The sequence below is a fragment of the Pseudomonas danubii genome, assembly GCF_042980055.1.
Classification (GTDB): Bacteria; Pseudomonadota; Gammaproteobacteria; order Pseudomonadales; family Pseudomonadaceae; genus Aquipseudomonas; species Aquipseudomonas danubii.
Genome location: NZ_CP116502.1, coordinates 3,300,095 through 3,316,783, shown reverse-complemented (window position 1 = coordinate 3,316,783; position 16,689 = coordinate 3,300,095). Strand labels below are relative to the sequence as shown.

Annotated in this window: 13 protein-coding genes, 1 other RNA gene and 1 pseudogene; 6 read left to right on the top strand and 9 right to left on the bottom strand. The window is 60.5% G+C overall.

All coding sequences use genetic code 11. The features are described from left to right. Positions 1-90 precede the first annotated feature (90 nt). Positions 91-372: pseudogene (locus PFZ56_RS15430) on the bottom strand (PAS domain-containing protein); the annotation flags it as partial. 445 nt (positions 373-817) lie between these two features. On the opposite strand from PFZ56_RS15430, the gene PFZ56_RS15425 reads away from it, so the two are divergent. The 3 genes from PFZ56_RS15425 (at position 818) to PFZ56_RS15415 (ending at position 2,680) form a co-directional block, all read left to right on the top strand. Continuing rightward, positions 818-1,132: a helix-turn-helix domain-containing protein gene (locus PFZ56_RS15425; protein WP_011060220.1), complete on the top strand. Its 315-nt coding sequence runs from the start codon at positions 818-820 to the stop codon at positions 1,130-1,132. A 146-nt stretch (positions 1,133-1,278) separates the two neighbouring features. Continuing rightward, on the top strand, positions 1,279-1,650 hold the full coding sequence (locus PFZ56_RS15420) for a VOC family protein (RefSeq protein WP_102878997.1): 372 nt from the start codon (positions 1,279-1,281) through the stop codon (positions 1,648-1,650). Between the two features lie 136 nt (positions 1,651-1,786). After that, positions 1,787-2,680: a DUF2167 domain-containing protein gene (locus tag PFZ56_RS15415; protein WP_170004304.1), complete on the top strand. Its 894-nt coding sequence runs from the start codon at positions 1,787-1,789 to the stop codon at positions 2,678-2,680. A 46-nt stretch (positions 2,681-2,726) separates the two neighbouring features. Here PFZ56_RS15415 and PFZ56_RS15410 read toward each other — a convergent pair whose 3' ends face one another. Next, on the bottom strand, positions 2,727-3,653 hold the full coding sequence (locus PFZ56_RS15410) for a DMT family transporter (RefSeq protein ID WP_170004302.1): 927 nt from the start codon (positions 3,651-3,653) through the stop codon (positions 2,727-2,729). A 100-nt stretch (positions 3,654-3,753) separates the two neighbouring features. Between PFZ56_RS15410 and PFZ56_RS15405 the strand changes: the two genes are divergently transcribed. From PFZ56_RS15405 to PFZ56_RS15395, 3 genes are all read left to right on the top strand, one after another. Further along, entirely contained in the window at positions 3,754-4,620 is an 867-nt protein-coding gene (locus tag PFZ56_RS15405; protein WP_102878994.1) for a LysR family transcriptional regulator, read from the top strand. Between the two features lie 119 nt (positions 4,621-4,739). Next, positions 4,740-5,291, top strand: a complete 552-nt coding sequence (locus PFZ56_RS15400) for a kinase inhibitor (RefSeq protein ID WP_110652557.1) — start codon at positions 4,740-4,742, stop codon at positions 5,289-5,291. Between the two features lie 5 nt (positions 5,292-5,296). Further along, positions 5,297-6,115 carry a helix-turn-helix transcriptional regulator gene (locus PFZ56_RS15395; RefSeq protein ID WP_170004300.1) on the top strand — a complete coding sequence of 273 codons (819 nt, stop codon included), beginning with the start codon at positions 5,297-5,299 and terminating at the stop codon, positions 6,113-6,115. Between the two features lie 10 nt (positions 6,116-6,125). On the opposite strand, the gene PFZ56_RS15390 is transcribed toward PFZ56_RS15395, so the two are convergent. The 7 genes from PFZ56_RS15390 to smc form a co-directional block, all read right to left on the bottom strand. After that, entirely contained in the window at positions 6,126-6,629 is a 504-nt protein-coding gene (locus PFZ56_RS15390) for a GrpB family protein (RefSeq protein ID WP_170004298.1), read from the bottom strand. Between the two features lie 108 nt (positions 6,630-6,737). Continuing rightward, complete coding sequence (locus PFZ56_RS15385; RefSeq protein WP_102878990.1) at positions 6,738-7,679, bottom strand: class I SAM-dependent methyltransferase; 942 nt, start codon at positions 7,677-7,679, stop codon at positions 6,738-6,740. Positions 7,680-8,045: 366 nt separating this feature from the next. After that, an RNA gene (gene ffs / locus PFZ56_RS15380) (signal recognition particle sRNA small type) lies at positions 8,046-8,142 on the bottom strand. Positions 8,143-8,304: 162 nt separating this feature from the next. Further along, positions 8,305-9,471, bottom strand: a complete 1,167-nt coding sequence (locus tag PFZ56_RS15375; RefSeq protein WP_110652554.1) for a putative zinc-binding metallopeptidase — start codon at positions 9,469-9,471, stop codon at positions 8,305-8,307. A 118-nt stretch (positions 9,472-9,589) separates the two neighbouring features. Beyond that, positions 9,590-11,962, bottom strand: coding sequence for an NAD-dependent DNA ligase LigA (gene ligA / locus PFZ56_RS15370; RefSeq protein ID WP_123392352.1), 2,373 nt, complete (start codon positions 11,960-11,962; stop codon positions 9,590-9,592). A 124-nt stretch (positions 11,963-12,086) separates the two neighbouring features. Beyond that, complete coding sequence (gene zipA / locus PFZ56_RS15365) at positions 12,087-12,941, bottom strand: cell division protein ZipA (RefSeq protein ID WP_102878987.1); 855 nt, start codon at positions 12,939-12,941, stop codon at positions 12,087-12,089. A gap of 257 nt (positions 12,942-13,198) precedes the next feature. Beyond that, a complete protein-coding gene (gene smc / locus PFZ56_RS15360) occupies positions 13,199-16,687 on the bottom strand; it encodes a chromosome segregation protein SMC (RefSeq protein WP_170004296.1) in 3,489 nt (1,162 codons plus the stop codon). Positions 16,688-16,689: the final 2 nt, after the last annotated feature.

The following is a 16,689-nucleotide window of genomic DNA, read 5'->3' as shown; positions in this document are numbered from 1 at the left end:
GTTCACTTGCTCCCGGGTCGGCTTGACCCGCACCGACTCATAACCCACCAGTCGACCCTCTTCGAGGATGGGCGTGACATAGGCGCTGACCCAGTAGAAATTGCCGTTTTTGCAGCGGTTCTTCACCACGCCCATCCAGCTCTGCCCTGCCTTGAGATACCCCCACATCGACTCGAACACCGCCGCCGGCATATCCGGGTGACGCACCAGGTTATGGGTGCTACCAATCAGCTCGGCCTGGCTGAAACCACTCATCGCGGCGAATTCGGCATTGCAGTAGGTGATGTGGCTGTTGGTATCGGTGGCGGATATGAGCCGCTGCTGGTCGGGAAAGGTCTGCTCAACAGAGGTGACCGGCAAATTGAGACGCACTTTAGAACTCCATAGACAGCCTGCGATCAACAGCACCGGGAAGCCGGCAACAGGTTGATTCGAAATGTACTTTCCTGGCGGTACGACTCAATCGAAAAGATCGCCCTGATTGCAGCCGTACAGCGGTTTGCGCGGCAGTTGACCGTCGATTCGACGAAGATCAACTAGGATCAGATAAGGCGTCAGGTGGGGGACGGCGGACGGTGCGTTGGCGGGATTTACGAGACGGTCGAGCCTCTGCCAAGTCCTCGGTTTAGGTGAACAAGGGAAATGCAATGATTTCTTGTTTCATAAACCTGCCCTCTGAAACTAGATCACCAAATACCTGTCCGAAGCGCCGATTCTACGAAATGCATCACATTTTGCAAAGCAAGGTGATGAATCATGGTGTTGTCTAATGCCAATATTTATCGTTAAGTTCTTGATTCTAAATGGGAATTGAGCGATGCAAATTTCAAGTTTGGGTGCAGCCATCAAGCGTTATCGAAAGGTAGCGGGGCTTACTCAGGCTGAACTAGGTGAAAAAACCGGTTTTGACCCAAAAACCATCAGCCGCTTCGAAACCGGCACCTACACCCCCAGCGTTGAAGCTCTATTTCTGCTAGCCGAAGTACTGGGAGTGAAGCTGAAAGCCTTCTTCGCCGATCTGGGCGACGAAGAGGAACAGCGGGCTTATTTGTTCGGTGTCATTCACAAAGCCACCCCGAAGGATCTGGGAAAGCTGATAGCAGCGGTAGACCAGGCCTTGTCCAAGCCTTGAGCCCCGCAACAAATCAACGAGAAGAGGCACGCTTATCACCCCTGATAAGCTGGCCTCTTTTTTAATCCACGACTCCTGACAGGAACTGACAGACCCAGCCCATAAGCTTGTGCCCACAGCACAGCCCAAAGGCCCCTGGAGTCGTCATGATCAGTAACACCTACTTCCTGCTTTATGTGGACAGCCCGCCCCTCAGTGCAGAGTTCTACAGCCGCCTGCTGGACAAACAGCCGGTGGAATCATCCCCATCCTTTGCCCTGTTCATCCTCGACTCGGGGATCAAGCTCGGCCTCTGGTCCCGGCACACGGTTGAACCGAGCGCCCAATCAACCGGTGGTGGCGGCGAACTGGGCTGGGCCGTGGACAGTCGAGAAGCCGTGGACGAATTGCATCGCCACTGGCAAGCGCTGGACATGACCATCGCCCAGCCCCCCACCCAGATGGACTTCGGCTACACCCTGCTCGCCCTTGATCCGGACGGACATCGCTTGCGCGTGCTCTATCTCACTGTCGACTGAATCCATGCCCCAACAGAGGCGCTATACCAGCGCCTTCCCCGCCAGCGCTGAGAGATTACTAGAAACACCTCATTGAGCCCTCCAACACTCATCGCTATCCTCCCCGCCGACTTGTCACAATTTGTAAGGGAATACGATGAAGTACCTGCGCCTCCTCATGGCGATGGCCGTCCTCTGCGCCACGCCCCTCCTTGCCTTTGCCGCCGCGCCGAACGAGAGCAAGGACGCCGAACCCCAGACCGCCGAACAGTTTCTCGCCTCACTCTCCCCACGCCACGGCAACGTCAAGCTGCCCGGTGATATCGCCAGCCTCGACCTGAGCCAGGAGTTCTACTACCTCAACCCCAAGGACACCGAGAAGCTGCTGACCGAGGGCTGGGGCAACCCACCCGGCTTCACCACCCTGGGCATGATCGTGCCCAGCGCAGTCAGCCCGCTGTCCGCCGAAGGCTGGGGCGTGATCATCAGCTACAAGAATGACGGCCACATTTCCGATGACGACGCGGCGAAAATCGATTATCAGGACCTGCTCAAGCAAATGCAGGAAGCGGACGAGGAAGACAATAAGCAACGCAAGGAACAGGGCTACGGCGCCATCCACTTGCTGGGCTGGGCCGAACAGCCAAGCTATGACGCGCAATCCCACAAAATGTACTGGGCCCGCGAACTCAAGGCTGAAGGCGCCGAGAGCCACACCCTGAACTACAGCATCCGGGTGCTGGGGCGCGAAGGCGTGCTGGAACTCAACGCGGTCGCCTCCATGGACGACCTGGCAACTATCAAGCGCGAAATTCCCAAGGTCCTGGCCTTCACCAACTTCACCGATGGCAACCGCTACGCCGACTACAACCCCAGCACCGACAAACTGGCGTCCTATGGCCTGGCCGCCCTGGTGGCCGGAGGCCTGGCCAGCAAGGCTGGCTTGTTCGCCAAGCTGGGGGTACTGCTCCTGGCCGGCAAGAAGTTCATTGTCATCGGCGTGCTCGCACTTGCCGCGTTCGCCGGCCGGCTGTTCAAGAAAAAAGGCTGACTGCAAGGTGCAACGCCCCCGCATGATGAGGGGGCGTTGCAGCTTATCAACCACCCTGTTTTACCTGCACATCTCGCTCCTTCGCCGGCAAGGCCCGCAGCCGCCAACGCCCTTCCAGTTGCATGGCCATCACACTGCCCAGCACCACGGCCGCCCCCAGCACCACAGAAGATTGCACCCGCTCTCCCAGGACCATCGCAGCCAGCAGCATCGCCGTCGGTGGAATCAGATACATGGCGATCGACGCCCGACTGACCTCCACCCGCTCCAATACGTAAGCCCAGGCCAGATAGGCCAAAGCACTGGGAAACAACCCCAGCAACAGCACCGCCAGATTCACCCGCCACGACGCCTGTGCCACCGCCTCGGGCAACCCGGGTGCGTACACCGACAACAGCAACGTACCGCCCCAAACCATGTAGCACACCGTGGTCAACACGCCGTAGTGCCCGGAAAAGCGCCGTTGCAAAACGAAGTACAACCCCCAGGAAAAAGCCGCCAACAACACCAGCAATCCGCGCGGTTCGACCGAGCCCAGCCCCTTGTCGGCCGCCACCACCAGCACCGCTCCAAGCAAACCCAGCCCCACGCAGCCCCAGCGCCAACCACTGACCGGCTCCTTGAGCCAGAAAAAGGCGATCAGCGTGCTGAAGATCGGTGCCGACTGCGCCAGCACGCTCGACGCGCCGGCACTCAAGCCCTGCTGACCATAATTGAGGCTGACGTGATGCAGGGTGATGGCAAAGAACCCCAGCACCAGCAGCCAAGGCAGATCACGCCAGCGCGGCAGGGATATTTTCAACGCCACTGCCATTGCCGCCATGAACAGCGAAGCGATCAGGAAGCGCAGCAGCGCCAGATGCCCCGGACTGTAGCCCTCAAGGCCAATATGGATACCCACCGGTGAATAGGCCCAGCACAGAATGACCGCAGCGGTAGCCAGCAATAGCTTGAACCCAGGTAAGCGCTTCACGGCACAGGCATCCAGACAATAAGAAGAAACGCAGTCTCTCGCCCCCCATAACTCACCACAACTAACCGATACTGAGGCTACCCCTCACTGGAAATGAGCAATGGAACTGACCCAACTGAAGATGGTGAAAGCCGTGGCCCGCTCCGGCAGCATTGCCCGCGCGGCCGAGCAATTGCATTGCGTGCCCTCTAATATCACCAACCGCCTCAAGCAGCTGGAGAGCGAACTCGGTACCCCGCTGTTTACCCGGGTCGGGCGCGGGCTGAAGATCAGCCCGGCCGGGGAAATATTCCTCGGCTACAGCGAGCGAATCCTGGCTCTGGTCGACGAAGCCAAACGCGCCGTGGACAGCCAGGCGGAGCCCAGCGGATTGCTGCGCCTGGGCTCGATCGAGTCCTGCGCTGGCGGCCGCCTGCCACCGCTGCTGGCGCAATACCACCGACGCTACCCCAAAGTGAACGTGGAACTGGTAACCGGCACCTGGTCGCAACTCTTTGAAGAACTGCAACACCAGCGTATCGACGGCGCCCTGGTGGCCATCGATACCTTGCCGCCCAAGCTTCAGCAAACCGTGCTCTACCACGAGCCACTGGTGCTGATTTCCAGTGCAGGCACCGCCCCCATCCGCAGCGCCAGCGATTTGCAGGGGCAGAATCTGTTCATGTGGCCACCGGGCTGCCCCTATCGCCGCGCCCTGGAAACCTGGCTGGCCAGGCACGGCCTGAACCTGCCCATTACCGGGTATGCCAGCTGGGGCACCATTATCGGCTGCGTCAGTGTCGGTGCCGGCGTCTCGCTGATACCGGAAGGTGTGCTGGAACGCTATTCACAATCGGCGACCCTGAACGTGCAGCGTTTCAGCGACCTGCTGCCGGTGGACAACCGCTTTGTCTGGCACCAGGACGTGAAGCGCCACAGTGCACGGGATGCGTTTGCCCAGTTGTTGCGGGAACAGCTGGGAGCATGACGCCCTTTCCCGGCAAGCCGGCGAGCGTTTCGGCACAATGCACGAGCGCCCCGGCACAACAACGGACTCAGCCTGCCAATAGACTCGTCTTTCATCACCAACACCCAGACGAGCCCCTCATGAAAAACCGACTTTTACTCAGCGTGCTTTCCTTGGGTCTGAGCCTTGGCGCCCAAGCCGCCGAGTTCAGCATCAGCAGCCACGACATCAGCGACGGCCACCCCTTGAGCCCTCGTGAAGTGTTCCAGGGCTTTGGCTGCGAAGGCGGCAACACCTCTCCCGAACTGTCCTGGAAAAATGCCCCACCGGGCACCAAAAGCTTTGCCATCACTGTTTATGATCCGGACGCCCCCACCGGCAGCGGCTGGTGGCACTGGACCCTGGTCAACCTCCCGACTTCCACCCAGCAATTGCCCAGAGGTGCCGGTAGCGCCAACGGCGAGCAACTGCCGCCCGGCGCCATTCAGGGGCGTACCGATTACGGCCAACCCGGCTTTGGCGGCGCCTGCCCGCCAGTGGGCGATAAACCGCATCGCTATCAGTTCACCGTCTGGGCATTGAAGGTGGATAAACTGCCCCTCGATGCCCAGGCCAGCGGTGCATTGGTGGGCTACATGCTCAACGCCAACGCCTTGGCCAAGACCACACTGACCGCTACTTACGGACGCTAGTAACGATGAATGCCCCTGCTGGCCTGCAGCATCATGAAAGCCGTATCGACACCTGCGTCATCCGCGCCCGGCAAGCCCATGCCCTGCAACGGGTACCGATTTTCGTCAGTGCTCTGTGCCGGGTGCGCCAGGGCGAGAAACGCATGGAGTGGGACGACCGCCAGATGCGCGTGGGCGGCCAGCACCTGATCCTGCTGCCGGCGGGACGCGAAGTGGGCATCAGCAACTATCCGGGCGCGCAGGGTCACTACATCGCCGATGTCGTGACCTTTCCTGCCCCGGCCTTGCGGGCGTTCAGCCTGCGCTACCGCCAGCAGATCATTACCCGTCCCGGGCGCAGCGGCGCGGAGCTCTGCGTCCCCCTGGAGCGGCACACCGCCCTGGCCTGGGACAACCTGCTGGAGTGCATTGCCAGCGATGCACCGGACGCCCTGCGCAGCCACTACGGCGAAGCGGTGCTGCTGGCCCTGGCCCTTGGCGGCTGGGCCGGCCCATTGCTGCTGGATCGTCACGACCCACTGTGCGAACGGGTGCAACAGATCCTCATGAGCAACCCGGCGCGGGACTGGACAGTAGCCTGCGTCGCCGAGCGCCTGAACCTTGGGGCTTCCACATTGCGTCGCCAGCTGGCGAACGAGAACGACAGCTTCAGCAACATCCTCGAGAACGTCAGGCTGGGCCTGGCCCTGCAGTGGCTGCAAACCACGCCACGCCCTATCGGTGAAATCGCCGCAGCCAGCGGCTACGCCTCGGCATCACGCTTTGCGGCGCGCTTTCGCAAGCATTACGGGCTTTCGCCCCGTGAACTGCGGGCAGCGATCTAGCCAGCGCGCCTCACCGCGACAGGCCATCCATCACCGCATCGATGAAGGGCGCCTTTTGCGCGAGATACTCGCCAATGCCCTCGCGATTGCCGGCTTCAAGCCGAAGCTTAAGATCCTGATATTGCTGACGGATGCCGCTGTCCTGACGCAACAGATCACGAAAACGCAGCATGCGCCCGATCTGCTCATGACCACAGATGCAGACATGCACTTTGTGGGTCCGCACGCCTTCAACATCGCGGCGGTAAAAGTGATGCCCCGGGGACAAATCACTGCCCCGGACATAGCCCAGGGTCGCCATGAAGGCATTGCGCGCAGCCTCATCCCGGTGCTCCACGACCACGGCCAAAAGATCGATTTCCGGCTTGGCCGCCAGCCCTGGAACAGCCGTGCTGCCCACATGCTGAATATCCACTAGCTCGACGCCCAAGCCCTGGGCGATACGCGCTTGCTCGGCAGTGAAGGCCGCAGGCCAGTGATTGTCATAAGCACAGATTTTACTGGTCAGCGCCATTGGCACTCCGTCCCTGGTAGCAAAAAAACGCGAGAGCTTAACTTCGATAGGCACCCCTTGGAATCCTCCAGGTCGCAGAAGCAGTCTTTGAAGAGGCCGTAGATGGCGCTACGCGCATTCCCTGCGCCCATCAAACTCAAACCAGAAACTGGCGCCACCACTAACGGATCGGCCGTACATGAATTCGCTCAACAGGTCGTCATTAAAGTGCTTGTGATAGGCATTGCCATACAACAGCCGGGTTCGCGGGTTATCAATCAACAACGCAAGCAGAAGATACTGCTCGGTCCAATAGATCTGATGATCAATCACCCAACTCTGCGGCAGCGCAAAGGGAAGAAAGACATCATGCACATGGACAAAGATCTTCTTGGTTATTTTCGGCAGCAGGCGCAAGTAAATGTGCAGGCAGTCGCTACCGGTCTTCACCGTATGCGTGGAGTCGATAAAAAGGATATCGCCATCTTGCAGAATGGCGTTCAGGCACTCGACCGTCAGTTCCTGAGCCGGCCTTACCTGCAACTCAAGTGCACCCTCGGCCCCCAGCGCAGCAATGAACGGCCGCGGGAAGGGCTCGATGCAATGCAACCGCCCGACCGCGTTCCTGGACAATGCCTCCAAGGCAATCAGCGAAGAAAAACCACTGCCGATCTCGACAATGTTCCTCGGACGGATGCGCCGTATGTAGGCGTAGTAGGCCATGGCGTCACTGCCTGTGAACTGGCCGTTTTTCCAGAAGTACGAACGACTGTTTTCCTTATCCCCGGTTTGCGCCGGAGTGAAGTCGACCCCATATCGAATCAACTCGACAAGCTCTGCCCGCAGCTTGTCCCGATCAAATATTCCACAGTGCAAATACGGCGGCTCTGCTTCGCGGTATTCATAGGAGTTGAATGTCTCGGAAATCGATGGCGTGTTCGAGTAGAAGTTCACAGGAATCAAGTTAAGTCCATGCCCCTGCAAGCGCTCCCTGTCCTGCTGGTCAGCCCACAAAAGTTTTTGCATCACAGGCAAAGCCGCATTGAATTCCTTATCCGTGAGGCGCGCCATCTTATCGACTTCCTTGTTCAAGCTACGTTGGATAAAGCAGAAGACCTGCTATAGGTCCTTTCCCTTTCGGAGAAACAGCGTAGACCGCTCAAGCCCGACGTGCAGCGCAGCGCTTTTGAACTGACAGCAAAAACTCTTGCCGATGGATAAGCCCCTCAGGCTCGCCACAGGCTGGCAAGGAGCAAAAGATATGCTTGAGAAAACGACGGACGCATAAGATCCAGCACCACGATTCGGAAGCTTTAGGCCGAGTGGCGGTACAACGTTAGGTAGGATCGAAGCGATACGGATATGTCACGCCTTGTACCAGCGCATGGCAAAGGGTGAAAAACAGCTAGAAGAGAATCATTTGAAGATTGGAGGCAACCCCACCAGCCACACCCCGGCACACAATGTTCCCGCTGTGGCTGCTGCCTTCCGGCTCTGACCAGGTTCACGGGTAATCGTTGCGGGGGGACCGATGGGGTCACCATAACGACGTTCGCCTGACGGCGAGCCGCGTCATTGTACCTATCTGAGTTGAACTTACAACCGCTCGTTGCAGATTAAAAAATCCGATGAGCTTCAAGCACTTGGATACACCTCTGGGTAAAAGCCCTCCCCCATCGCCTGAAGGACGGTGGAGTCAGTCCAGGGACAGCACTTCGTCGGCACGGCCGCCTTCTTGCTGGATCACCAAATGAATGAAATGCAGCTTGGCAATCACCGCCGGCGGCAGGATGAAGGGGTAGAAATCCGGCTGGCCCATGCTGCGGGACAGTTCGTTGAGCATGCCAGCCAATTCGATCCAAGCGTTGACGAAGGCCAGGAACGCCGGTCCGCCAGGATGCTGCGGGTCGTACAGGCTGCTCAGGGGAAACGGCTGGTAGTCGAGATCGACGTCGCGGGCACTCATGCCAAAGCCCAGGGCGGTGTCCACCGCGTCCATCATGTGCAGGTAGTGAGCCCAGGTTTCCGCCCAGTCCTCCCAGGGGTGCATGGTGGCGTAGGCACTGACGTGGCTTTGCTGCCAGCCGTTTGGCGCACCCTGCTGATAGTGCTGCTCCAGAGCCTCGGCGTAGCTGTAGCGCTCGTCGCCGAACAAGCTGCGAAACGACTCCAGCCAGGGGCTGTTGGCAATCAGCCGATCCCAGTAGTAGTGCCCCACTTCATGGCGAAAGTGCCCAAGCAGGGTGCGGTACGGTTCATGCATCTGCGCCCGCACCCGCTCGCGATGGGCATCATCGGCTTCCTTGATATCCAGGGTGACCAGGCCATTGGCATGTCCGGTAATGGGCGTCCTTCCCTCAAGATCAACACCAAGGAAGTCGAAAGCCAGGCCCCGCGCTTCGTCGTCGCTCTTGGGGATCACTTGCAGCCCGAGGGCGATCAGTTGGGCGACCAGGCGGCGCTTGGCGATTTCCACTTTGCGCCAGCGCTCCGGATTCTCCGGGACGGACAAGTCGGGGATGGTGCGGTTGAGGCTGCAGGCTACGCACAGATTACCGGTCAGGTGGGCCGGCAACAGCCAGTTACAAGCGGCGGGCGTATCGAGGTTGGCGCAGCGCTTGAACGCCCCCGCATCAGGCTCGGCATCCAACACCCAGGTCCCGGCGGCGGGCCCTGGCTGCAGGGACGACAGACAGCCTGATTGCGGCGCATAACCGAGCAAGGCAGAGCACGCCAGGCACTGGCTGTTGCGAAAGAACAGCGACTGCCCACAGCGGCATGACCAGAGTTTGCTGTTGCGTGAGCGGTCACCGACGAAGGGCGCGGCGATCCGGGAACTGAGCTGCTCGAAGAAACGGTACATGACGCATCCTCCCTGGGGCTTGCCAAGACTAGATCATCCTGGCTGCCTCATCGTTCCCTCGGCCTGTCAGGAGCCGGCTTGCTGGCGAAGCCATCGCTGCCCAGCCGGCTCCCAAGGATCACGCGGGGATGGGGATGCCGTGGTCGACAAGAAAGGCGACAAAGGCCGCTTCATCCAGGACCTTGAGCCCCAGCTCATTGGCCTTGGCCAGTTTGGAACCGGCTCCGGGGCCGGCGACGACGCAGTGGGTTTTCGCCGAAACGGACCCCGCCACCTTGGCCCCCAGGCTTTCCAGCTTTTCCTTGGCCACATCGCGACTCATCAACTCCAGGGAGCCGGTGAGCACCCAGGTCTTGCCAGCCAACGGCAGGCCTTCGACCACCTTCTTTTCGCTCTGCCAATGCATGCCAAAGGCCTTGAGCTGCTCTTCGATGGCCTGGGCCAACCGGGCATTGGCCGGGTTGTCGAAGAACTCCCGCACCGACTTGGCCTGCTTCTCCGGCAGGGCCTGGCGCATATCCAGCCAGTCAGCCGCAATCACGCCCTGCAGGGAACCGAACTTGTCCGCCAGTTTCTGCGCCGCACCCGGCCCCACCGAGGGGATATTAAGCTTGTCGAGCATGCCGCCCAGCGTGGTGCTGGCGGCAAACTCTGCCCCCAGCTCGCCCTGATCCTGCAACACCAGGCCGCATTGATCCTCGGCCAGCAAGGCACCAATCACGCTCCGGTTATGACTGTCTTCGAAGAAGCTGTGAATCTCGTGGGCCACTTCCAGCCCCACATCCGGCAGGTAGGTCAGCACCTGGGGCAAAGCCTGCTGGACCCGCTCCAGGGTTCCCAGGGAACGGGCCAGGACCTTGGCGGTTTCCTCACCCACATCCGGAATGCCCAAGGCATAGATGAAGCGAGCCAGGGCCGGACGCTTGCTGTCCTCGATAGCCTTGAGCAGCTTGTTGCTGGAAACCTCGGCAAAACCTTCCAGATCGATGATCTGTTCGTACTTGAGCTGATAGAGATCCGCAGGCGAAGCAATGAGCTTTTCGTCCACCAGTTGCTCGATGGTCTTGTCCCCCAGGCCTTCGATGTCCATGGCTCGACGGGAAACGAAGTGGATGATCGCCTGTTTGAGCTGGGCACCGCAGGCCAGGCGACCGACGCAACGATACACCGCGCCTTCGCTGACGGTTTCCCGGCCCTTGCTGCGCTTGACCAGTTGCGTGCGTTCGACATGAGAGCCACAGACCGGACAGCTTTGCGGAATCTGTACCGGCCGGGCGTTTTCAGGGCGACGCTCAACGACCACCTGCACCACTTGCGGGATCACGTCACCGGCGCGGCGGATGATCACCGTGTCGCCGATCATCAGCCCCAGGCGCGCCACCTCATCCATATTGTGCAAAGTAGCGTTGGACACAGTGACTCCCGCCACCTTGACGGGCTTCAGGCGCGCCACTGGCGTCACGGCGCCAGTGCGGCCGACCTGGAATTCCACATCCAGCAACTCGGTGAGTTCTTCCATGGCCGGGAATTTATGGGCAATGGCCCAACGCGGCTCCCGGGCACGGAAACCCAGTTCACGCTGAGAGGCGATGCTGTTGACCTTGAACACCACACCGTCGATCTCATAGGGCAGCGCATTGCGCCGCTCGCCGATCTCACGGTAATAGTCCAGGCATTCATCAACCCCTTTGGCCAGGCGCAGCTCACGACTGATGGGCATGCCCCACTGCTTGAGTTGCTCCAGGTTGCCAATATGCGTGTCGGCAATGTCGGCGCTGACTTGGCCCAGGCCGTAGCAGCAGAACTCCAGCGGCCGGCTGGCAGTGATCTTCGAGTCCAGCTGGCGCAGGCTACCCGCCGCCGCATTGCGCGGGTTGGCAAAGGTCTTGCCGCCCGACTCCAGTTGCGCCGCGTTCAGGCGCTCGAAACCGGCCTTGGACATGAAGACTTCGCCGCGCACTTCCAGGGTCGCCGGCCAGCCGCTGCCTTGCAGCTTGAGCGGAATGTTGCGCACGGTACGCACATTGACACTGATGTCTTCACCGGTGGTGCCGTCGCCACGGGTGGCGCCACGGACCAGCACACCATCCTGATACAGCAGGCTGACCGCCAGGCCGTCGAGCTTGGGCTCGCAGCTGTACTCCACCGCCGCACCGCCACCAAACAGATCGCCCGCCGGCAGGTCCAGGCCTTCGTTGACCCGGCGATCAAACTCGCGCATGTCGACTTCTTCAAAGGCGTTACCCAGGCTGAGCATGGGGATTTCATGGCGCACCTGGGTGAAGGCCGAGAGCGCCGCGCTGCCCACACGCTGGGTTGGAGAGTCACTGGTGACCAGCTCTGGGTGCTCGGCCTCCAGGGCCTTGAGTTCGTGGTACAGGCGGTCGTACTCGACGTCCGGAATGCTCGGTTCGTCCAGTACGTGGTAACGGTAGTTGTGTTGGTCCAGCTCGGCGCGCAGCTCAAGAATGCGGGTTTCAGCGGCGGTCATGGGGGTTCTCTCATAAAGCAAAAGAGCAGCCTAGGCTGCTCGATCTGAAGATGGGGGCGTGGGCTTCGCTGGCAAGCCAGTTCCTGCACAGTCAGCTCCTGCGAGAGGAGCTGACTGTGGAAGCTTAGCGCTTCTGGGTCAGAGCGCGGCGTTCGAATTCGACGATACGCTGGCGGTAGTGCTCGATGGTCTGGGCAGTCAGCACGCTGCGCTGGTCGTCCTTGAGTTCGCCATTGAGCTCCTGGGACAGCTTGCGCGCCGCCGCCACCATCACGTCGAAGGCTTGCTTCGGGTGACGCGGGCCAGGCAAGCCTAGGAAGAAGCTCACCGCCGGAGTGCTGAAGTGATCGATATCATCCAGATCGAACACGCCGGGCTTGACCGCATTGGCCATGGAGAAAAGCACTTCGCCATTGCCCGCCATGCTTTCGTGGCGGTGGAAGATATCCATCTCGCCAAAACGCAGGCCACTTTCAAGGATGTTCTGCAACAGTGCCGGGCCTTTGAAACCAGCGCTGTCGCGGCAGATCACACTGATCACCAGAACTTCTTCGGCTTGCGGCTGTTCCTTGTCGCTGTGACCGGCAGCCTTGCCTTCATCCGCCGGGAAGTCATCGTCGCGGCTACTGAAGCTTGGGCCGCTATCCAGATCCAGGTCCAGATTGAGGTCACCCTGATGAGGCTCGCCCCCACGCTTGCCGCGCTTGGACGAAGAACTATCCCGAGGCTCGCGGGCAGGCATGCTCACCGACGGCAGATCGTGCTCGTCCAGTTGCGGTTCTTTATGAGTATCCAGCACCCGAGGCGGACCCAGGAGTTCGGCACTGCCTTCATCGTCCGGCAGATTGGAAAGACTTCGATCAAGACGGAACTTCAACTTCCCCTTGCCGCCGCGCATACGCCGCCAGCCATCAAAAAGAATACCGGCGATAACAATAATGCCGATGACGATCAGCCACTCGCGCAGACCGATTTCCATGTAATCCCGTGCCTCTATAAAAAATGCTGAAAAATAAGGGGTTTACAATCTGCAAACCGCTTTAAAACGTGGCGCCAACTCTATGTTCTGAATGGCGTTTTGCCCACGCATAGGAAAAATTGACATTAAACTAGCACGACCAAAGGCAACTTTACACCGTCTGTCGCAACGGTTACGGCCAATATGTCGATTGGCCAGCTTGGTAATGTGAAAAATCCCCCGACTTGCCGTCCAATAGTCACCTTAGTCGCCCGGACTCAAGCGTCCACCATCGCCATCGCCTCCTCGACATCCACGGCTACCAGGCGCGAACAACCGGGTTCGTGCATCGTCACCCCCATCAACTGATCGGCCATTTCCATGGCGATCTTGTTGTGGGTGATATAGATGAACTGCACAGTCTGCGACATCTCTTTAACCAATCTTGCATAGCGTCCAACGTTAGCGTCATCCAGCGGCGCGTCAACTTCATCGAGCATGCAGAACGGCGCCGGATTCAACTTGAAGATGGCGAATACCAGGGCCAAGGCAGTCAATGCCTTTTCGCCCCCCGAGAGCAAATGAATGGTGCTGTTCTTCTTCCCGGGAGGACGCGCCATGATCGTTACCCCTGTATCGAGTAGATCTTCGCCCGTCAGTTCCAAATAAGCGCTGCCGCCACCAAAAACTTTTGGAAAGAGTGCCTGCAAACCGCCGTTGATCTGATCAAAGGTATCTTTGAATCGATTGCGGGTTTCCTTGTCGATCTTGCGAATCACGTTTTCCAGGGTTTCCAGGGCCTCCACCAGATCGGCGTCCTGGGCATCCAGATAGCGCTTGCGCTCTGACTGCTGCTGATACTCGTCGATGGCCGCAAGGTTGATTGCGCCCAAGCGTTGAATTCTTGCCGCAATGCGCTCCAGCTCTTCTTCGGCGGCCTGCTCGCTGGCCTCCCCGGTCAGGGTCGCCAGCACGCCGTCCAGGTCGTAGCCATCGGCCAGCAACTGCTCCTGCAAGGTCTTGCGGCGCACGGTCAGGGCTTGCCATTCCATGCGTTGCTGTTCGAGCTGGCCGCGGATCAGTTGGGATTGCTGCTCGGCCTGGTTACGGCGCTTCTCGGCATCGCGCAGTTCGCGATCGGCATCTTCCAGGGCGATCTGCGCGGTCTTGAGCTCGACATCCACGGTCATGCGCTTTTCCAGCAGCTCTTCGAGCTTGAGGCGCAGTTCTTCCAGCGGTGCCTCGCCCTCCTCCAGGTTGAGGCTGAGCTGTTCGCGCTTCTCGGACAGGCGCTCGGACTGCAGCTCCAGACGCTCCAGGGCCTGACGCGTGGAATCGTGCTGGGCCTTGAGGGAGCCCATGCGCACCGCCAATTGATGAGCGTGATCCTTGTGCTGGCGTGCTTCCTGGCGCACCCGATCAAGGCGCTCGCGCAAGCTGTCGCGCTGGGCCAACAGCAGCTCACGCTGCTCGGTGTCCAGGGCCATGCTGTCGAGGGCCTCCTGCAATTGCAGACGCGCCTCGCCCACTTGTTCATGCTCCAGCTCACGCTGCTCGCCGACCTCTACCAGCTCTTCATCGAGGCGGGTACGACGCAGATTCAACTGCTCGGCCTTGGCCTTGCCGGCGGACAGCTTGGCTTTCAACTCTCCCTGCTGGCGAGCCTCGTCCTGCAACAGGCGACGCAAGTGTTCGCGACCGTTCTCCTGCTGACGTTGCTGGGCCCGCAGGTTGAGCAATTGACTCTCCAGGGCTTCGACACTGGCTTCGCGCTCATCGCGCTCCAGGGTCAGTTGCTGGATTTCCTGGCCTCGCGCCAGCACGCCGCTTTCCGCTTCGCTGGCCCGCCGCACCCGCAGGAAATGCCGGCCGACCCAGTAGCCGTCGCGACTGATCAGGCTCTGCCCGGCTGCCAGTTGCCCACGCAAGGCCAGGGCCTGTTCGAGGTTTTCCACCGGTTTGACCTGCCCCAGCCAGGGCGACAGATCGACCGTGGATTCCACCTTGTCCAGCAAGCTGCCGGGCATGCGCAGCGCATCGCCTTGCAGGCTCAGCAGACGCAGGTCGCCTTGCTGGAAACCGGCCAGATCGATACCGGTGAAATCATCCACCAGCACCGCTTGCAGATCGGCGCCAAGCACGGTTTCCACCGCCAGCTCCCAGCCCGCTTCCACGTGCATGCCATCGGCCAGGCGCGGACGCTCGGCCAACTGCTGTTCACGCAGCCACTGTGCAGTACCGGTGCCCGGGTCCAACGCGGCTTGCTGCAGGGCCTCCAGAGACGCCAAGCGGCCATTGAGCCGCTGCAATTCACCCTGGGCCTGCTGCTGAGCCTGGGTCGCCTGCTGCAATTGCTGGCGCAGTTGCTCCAGGCGCTCGACCTGGGATTCCTCACTGGCTTGCAGGTCTTCCAGAGTTGCTTCGCTGGCGGCCAATTGTTCGTTGAGTTCGAGGATCGCCGCGTCTTCCGGGTCGGCCGAGAGCAATTCGCGCTCCTCCCCCAGGCGTCGCTGACGCTCGGCCAGCCGCTCCATGCTGCTTTCGAGCTGCTGGATGCGCGACTGCTGCACTTCCGCCTGGCGCCGCGGCTCGGCAGAACTCAGGTTGAAGGCGTCCCACTGCTCCTGCCAGCCGTGCATGGTGGTTTCGGCTTCTTCCAGGGTCGCGGCGGCTTCCTCGGCGGCGGCTGCAGTGACCTCCTGCTCGGGTTCGAGCATGGCCAGCTCTTCCCCGAGGGTTGCCAGCAAGGTGCGGTCGTGCCCCAGGTGCGACTCGGTTTCCAGGCGCGCACGTTCGGCTTCCTTGAGATCATCCTGCAATTGCCGCAGGCGCTGCTGGCCATGCTGGATGCTCTGCTCGACCCGGGCGATATCACCGCCCACCGAATAGAAGCGCCCCTGCACCAGATTGAAGCGCTCGGACAATTCATGGTGACCGTCACGCAAGCGTTCGATAGCAGCATCGGCATTGCGCTGCTCAGCCACCAGGGCCTCGAAGCTGACTTCCTGGCTACCGATCACCGACTCGCGCTGGCCGACTTGCTCATTCAATGCCTGCCAGCGCAGAGCCGACAGTTGCGCCTTGAGCTGGCGCTCCTCGGCCTTGTATTCCTGGTACTTCTCGGCGGCCTGGGCCTGGCGATGCAGGCGTTCCAGCTGACGCTCCAGCTCTTCGCGCAGGTCGGTCAGGCGGGCGAGGTTCTCATGGGTGCGGCGGATGCGGTTTTCCGTCTCGCGCCGGCGCTCCTTGTACTTGGAAATGCCCGCGGCTTCTTCAATGAAGTTACGCAGGTCCTCGGGCTTGGCCTCGATCAGCTTGGAGATCATGCCCTGCTCGATGATCGAGTAGCTGCGTGGCCCCAGGCCGGTGCCAAGGAAGATGTCGGTGATGTCCCGACGGCGGCACTTGGCGCCGTTGAGGAAATAGCTGTTCTGGCTGTCGCGTGTGACCTTGCGGCGAATGGAGATCTCGGCGTAGGCCGCGTATTCGCCCACCAAGGTGCCGTCGGAGTTGTCGAACACCAGTTCGATACTGGCCTGGCTCACTGGCTTGCGACTGGTGGAGCCATTGAAGATGACATCGGTCATCGACTCGCCACGCAGGTTTTTCGCCGAGCTTTCGCCCATCACCCAGCGCACGGCGTCGATGATATTCGACTTGCCGCAGCCATTGGGCCCCACCACCGCCGCCATGTTACTGGGGAAGTTCACCGTGGTCGGATCGACGAAGGACTTGAACCCCGCCAGCTTGATGCACTTGAGTCGCACGC

Coding starts and splice junctions, on each gene's coding strand:
- PFZ56_RS15425 (WP_011060220.1), top strand. CDS start 818: ATGCAAATTTCAAGTTTGGGTGCAGCCATCAAGCGTTATCGAAAGGTA.
- PFZ56_RS15420 (WP_102878997.1), top strand. CDS start 1,279: ATGATCAGTAACACCTACTTCCTGCTTTATGTGGACAGCCCGCCCCTC.
- PFZ56_RS15415 (WP_170004304.1), top strand. CDS start 1,787: ATGAAGTACCTGCGCCTCCTCATGGCGATGGCCGTCCTCTGCGCCACG.
- PFZ56_RS15405 (WP_102878994.1), top strand. CDS start 3,754: ATGGAACTGACCCAACTGAAGATGGTGAAAGCCGTGGCCCGCTCCGGC.
- PFZ56_RS15400 (WP_110652557.1), top strand. CDS start 4,740: ATGAAAAACCGACTTTTACTCAGCGTGCTTTCCTTGGGTCTGAGCCTT.
- PFZ56_RS15395 (WP_170004300.1), top strand. CDS start 5,297: ATGAATGCCCCTGCTGGCCTGCAGCATCATGAAAGCCGTATCGACACC.
- PFZ56_RS15390 (WP_170004298.1), bottom strand. CDS start 6,629: ATGGCGCTGACCAGTAAAATCTGTGCTTATGACAATCACTGGCCTGCG.
- PFZ56_RS15385 (WP_102878990.1), bottom strand. CDS start 7,679: ATGGCGCGCCTCACGGATAAGGAATTCAATGCGGCTTTGCCTGTGATG.
- PFZ56_RS15375 (WP_110652554.1), bottom strand. CDS start 9,471: ATGTACCGTTTCTTCGAGCAGCTCAGTTCCCGGATCGCCGCGCCCTTC.
- ligA (WP_123392352.1), bottom strand. CDS start 11,962: ATGACCGCCGCTGAAACCCGCATTCTTGAGCTGCGCGCCGAGCTGGAC.
- zipA (WP_102878987.1), bottom strand. CDS start 12,941: ATGGAAATCGGTCTGCGCGAGTGGCTGATCGTCATCGGCATTATTGTT.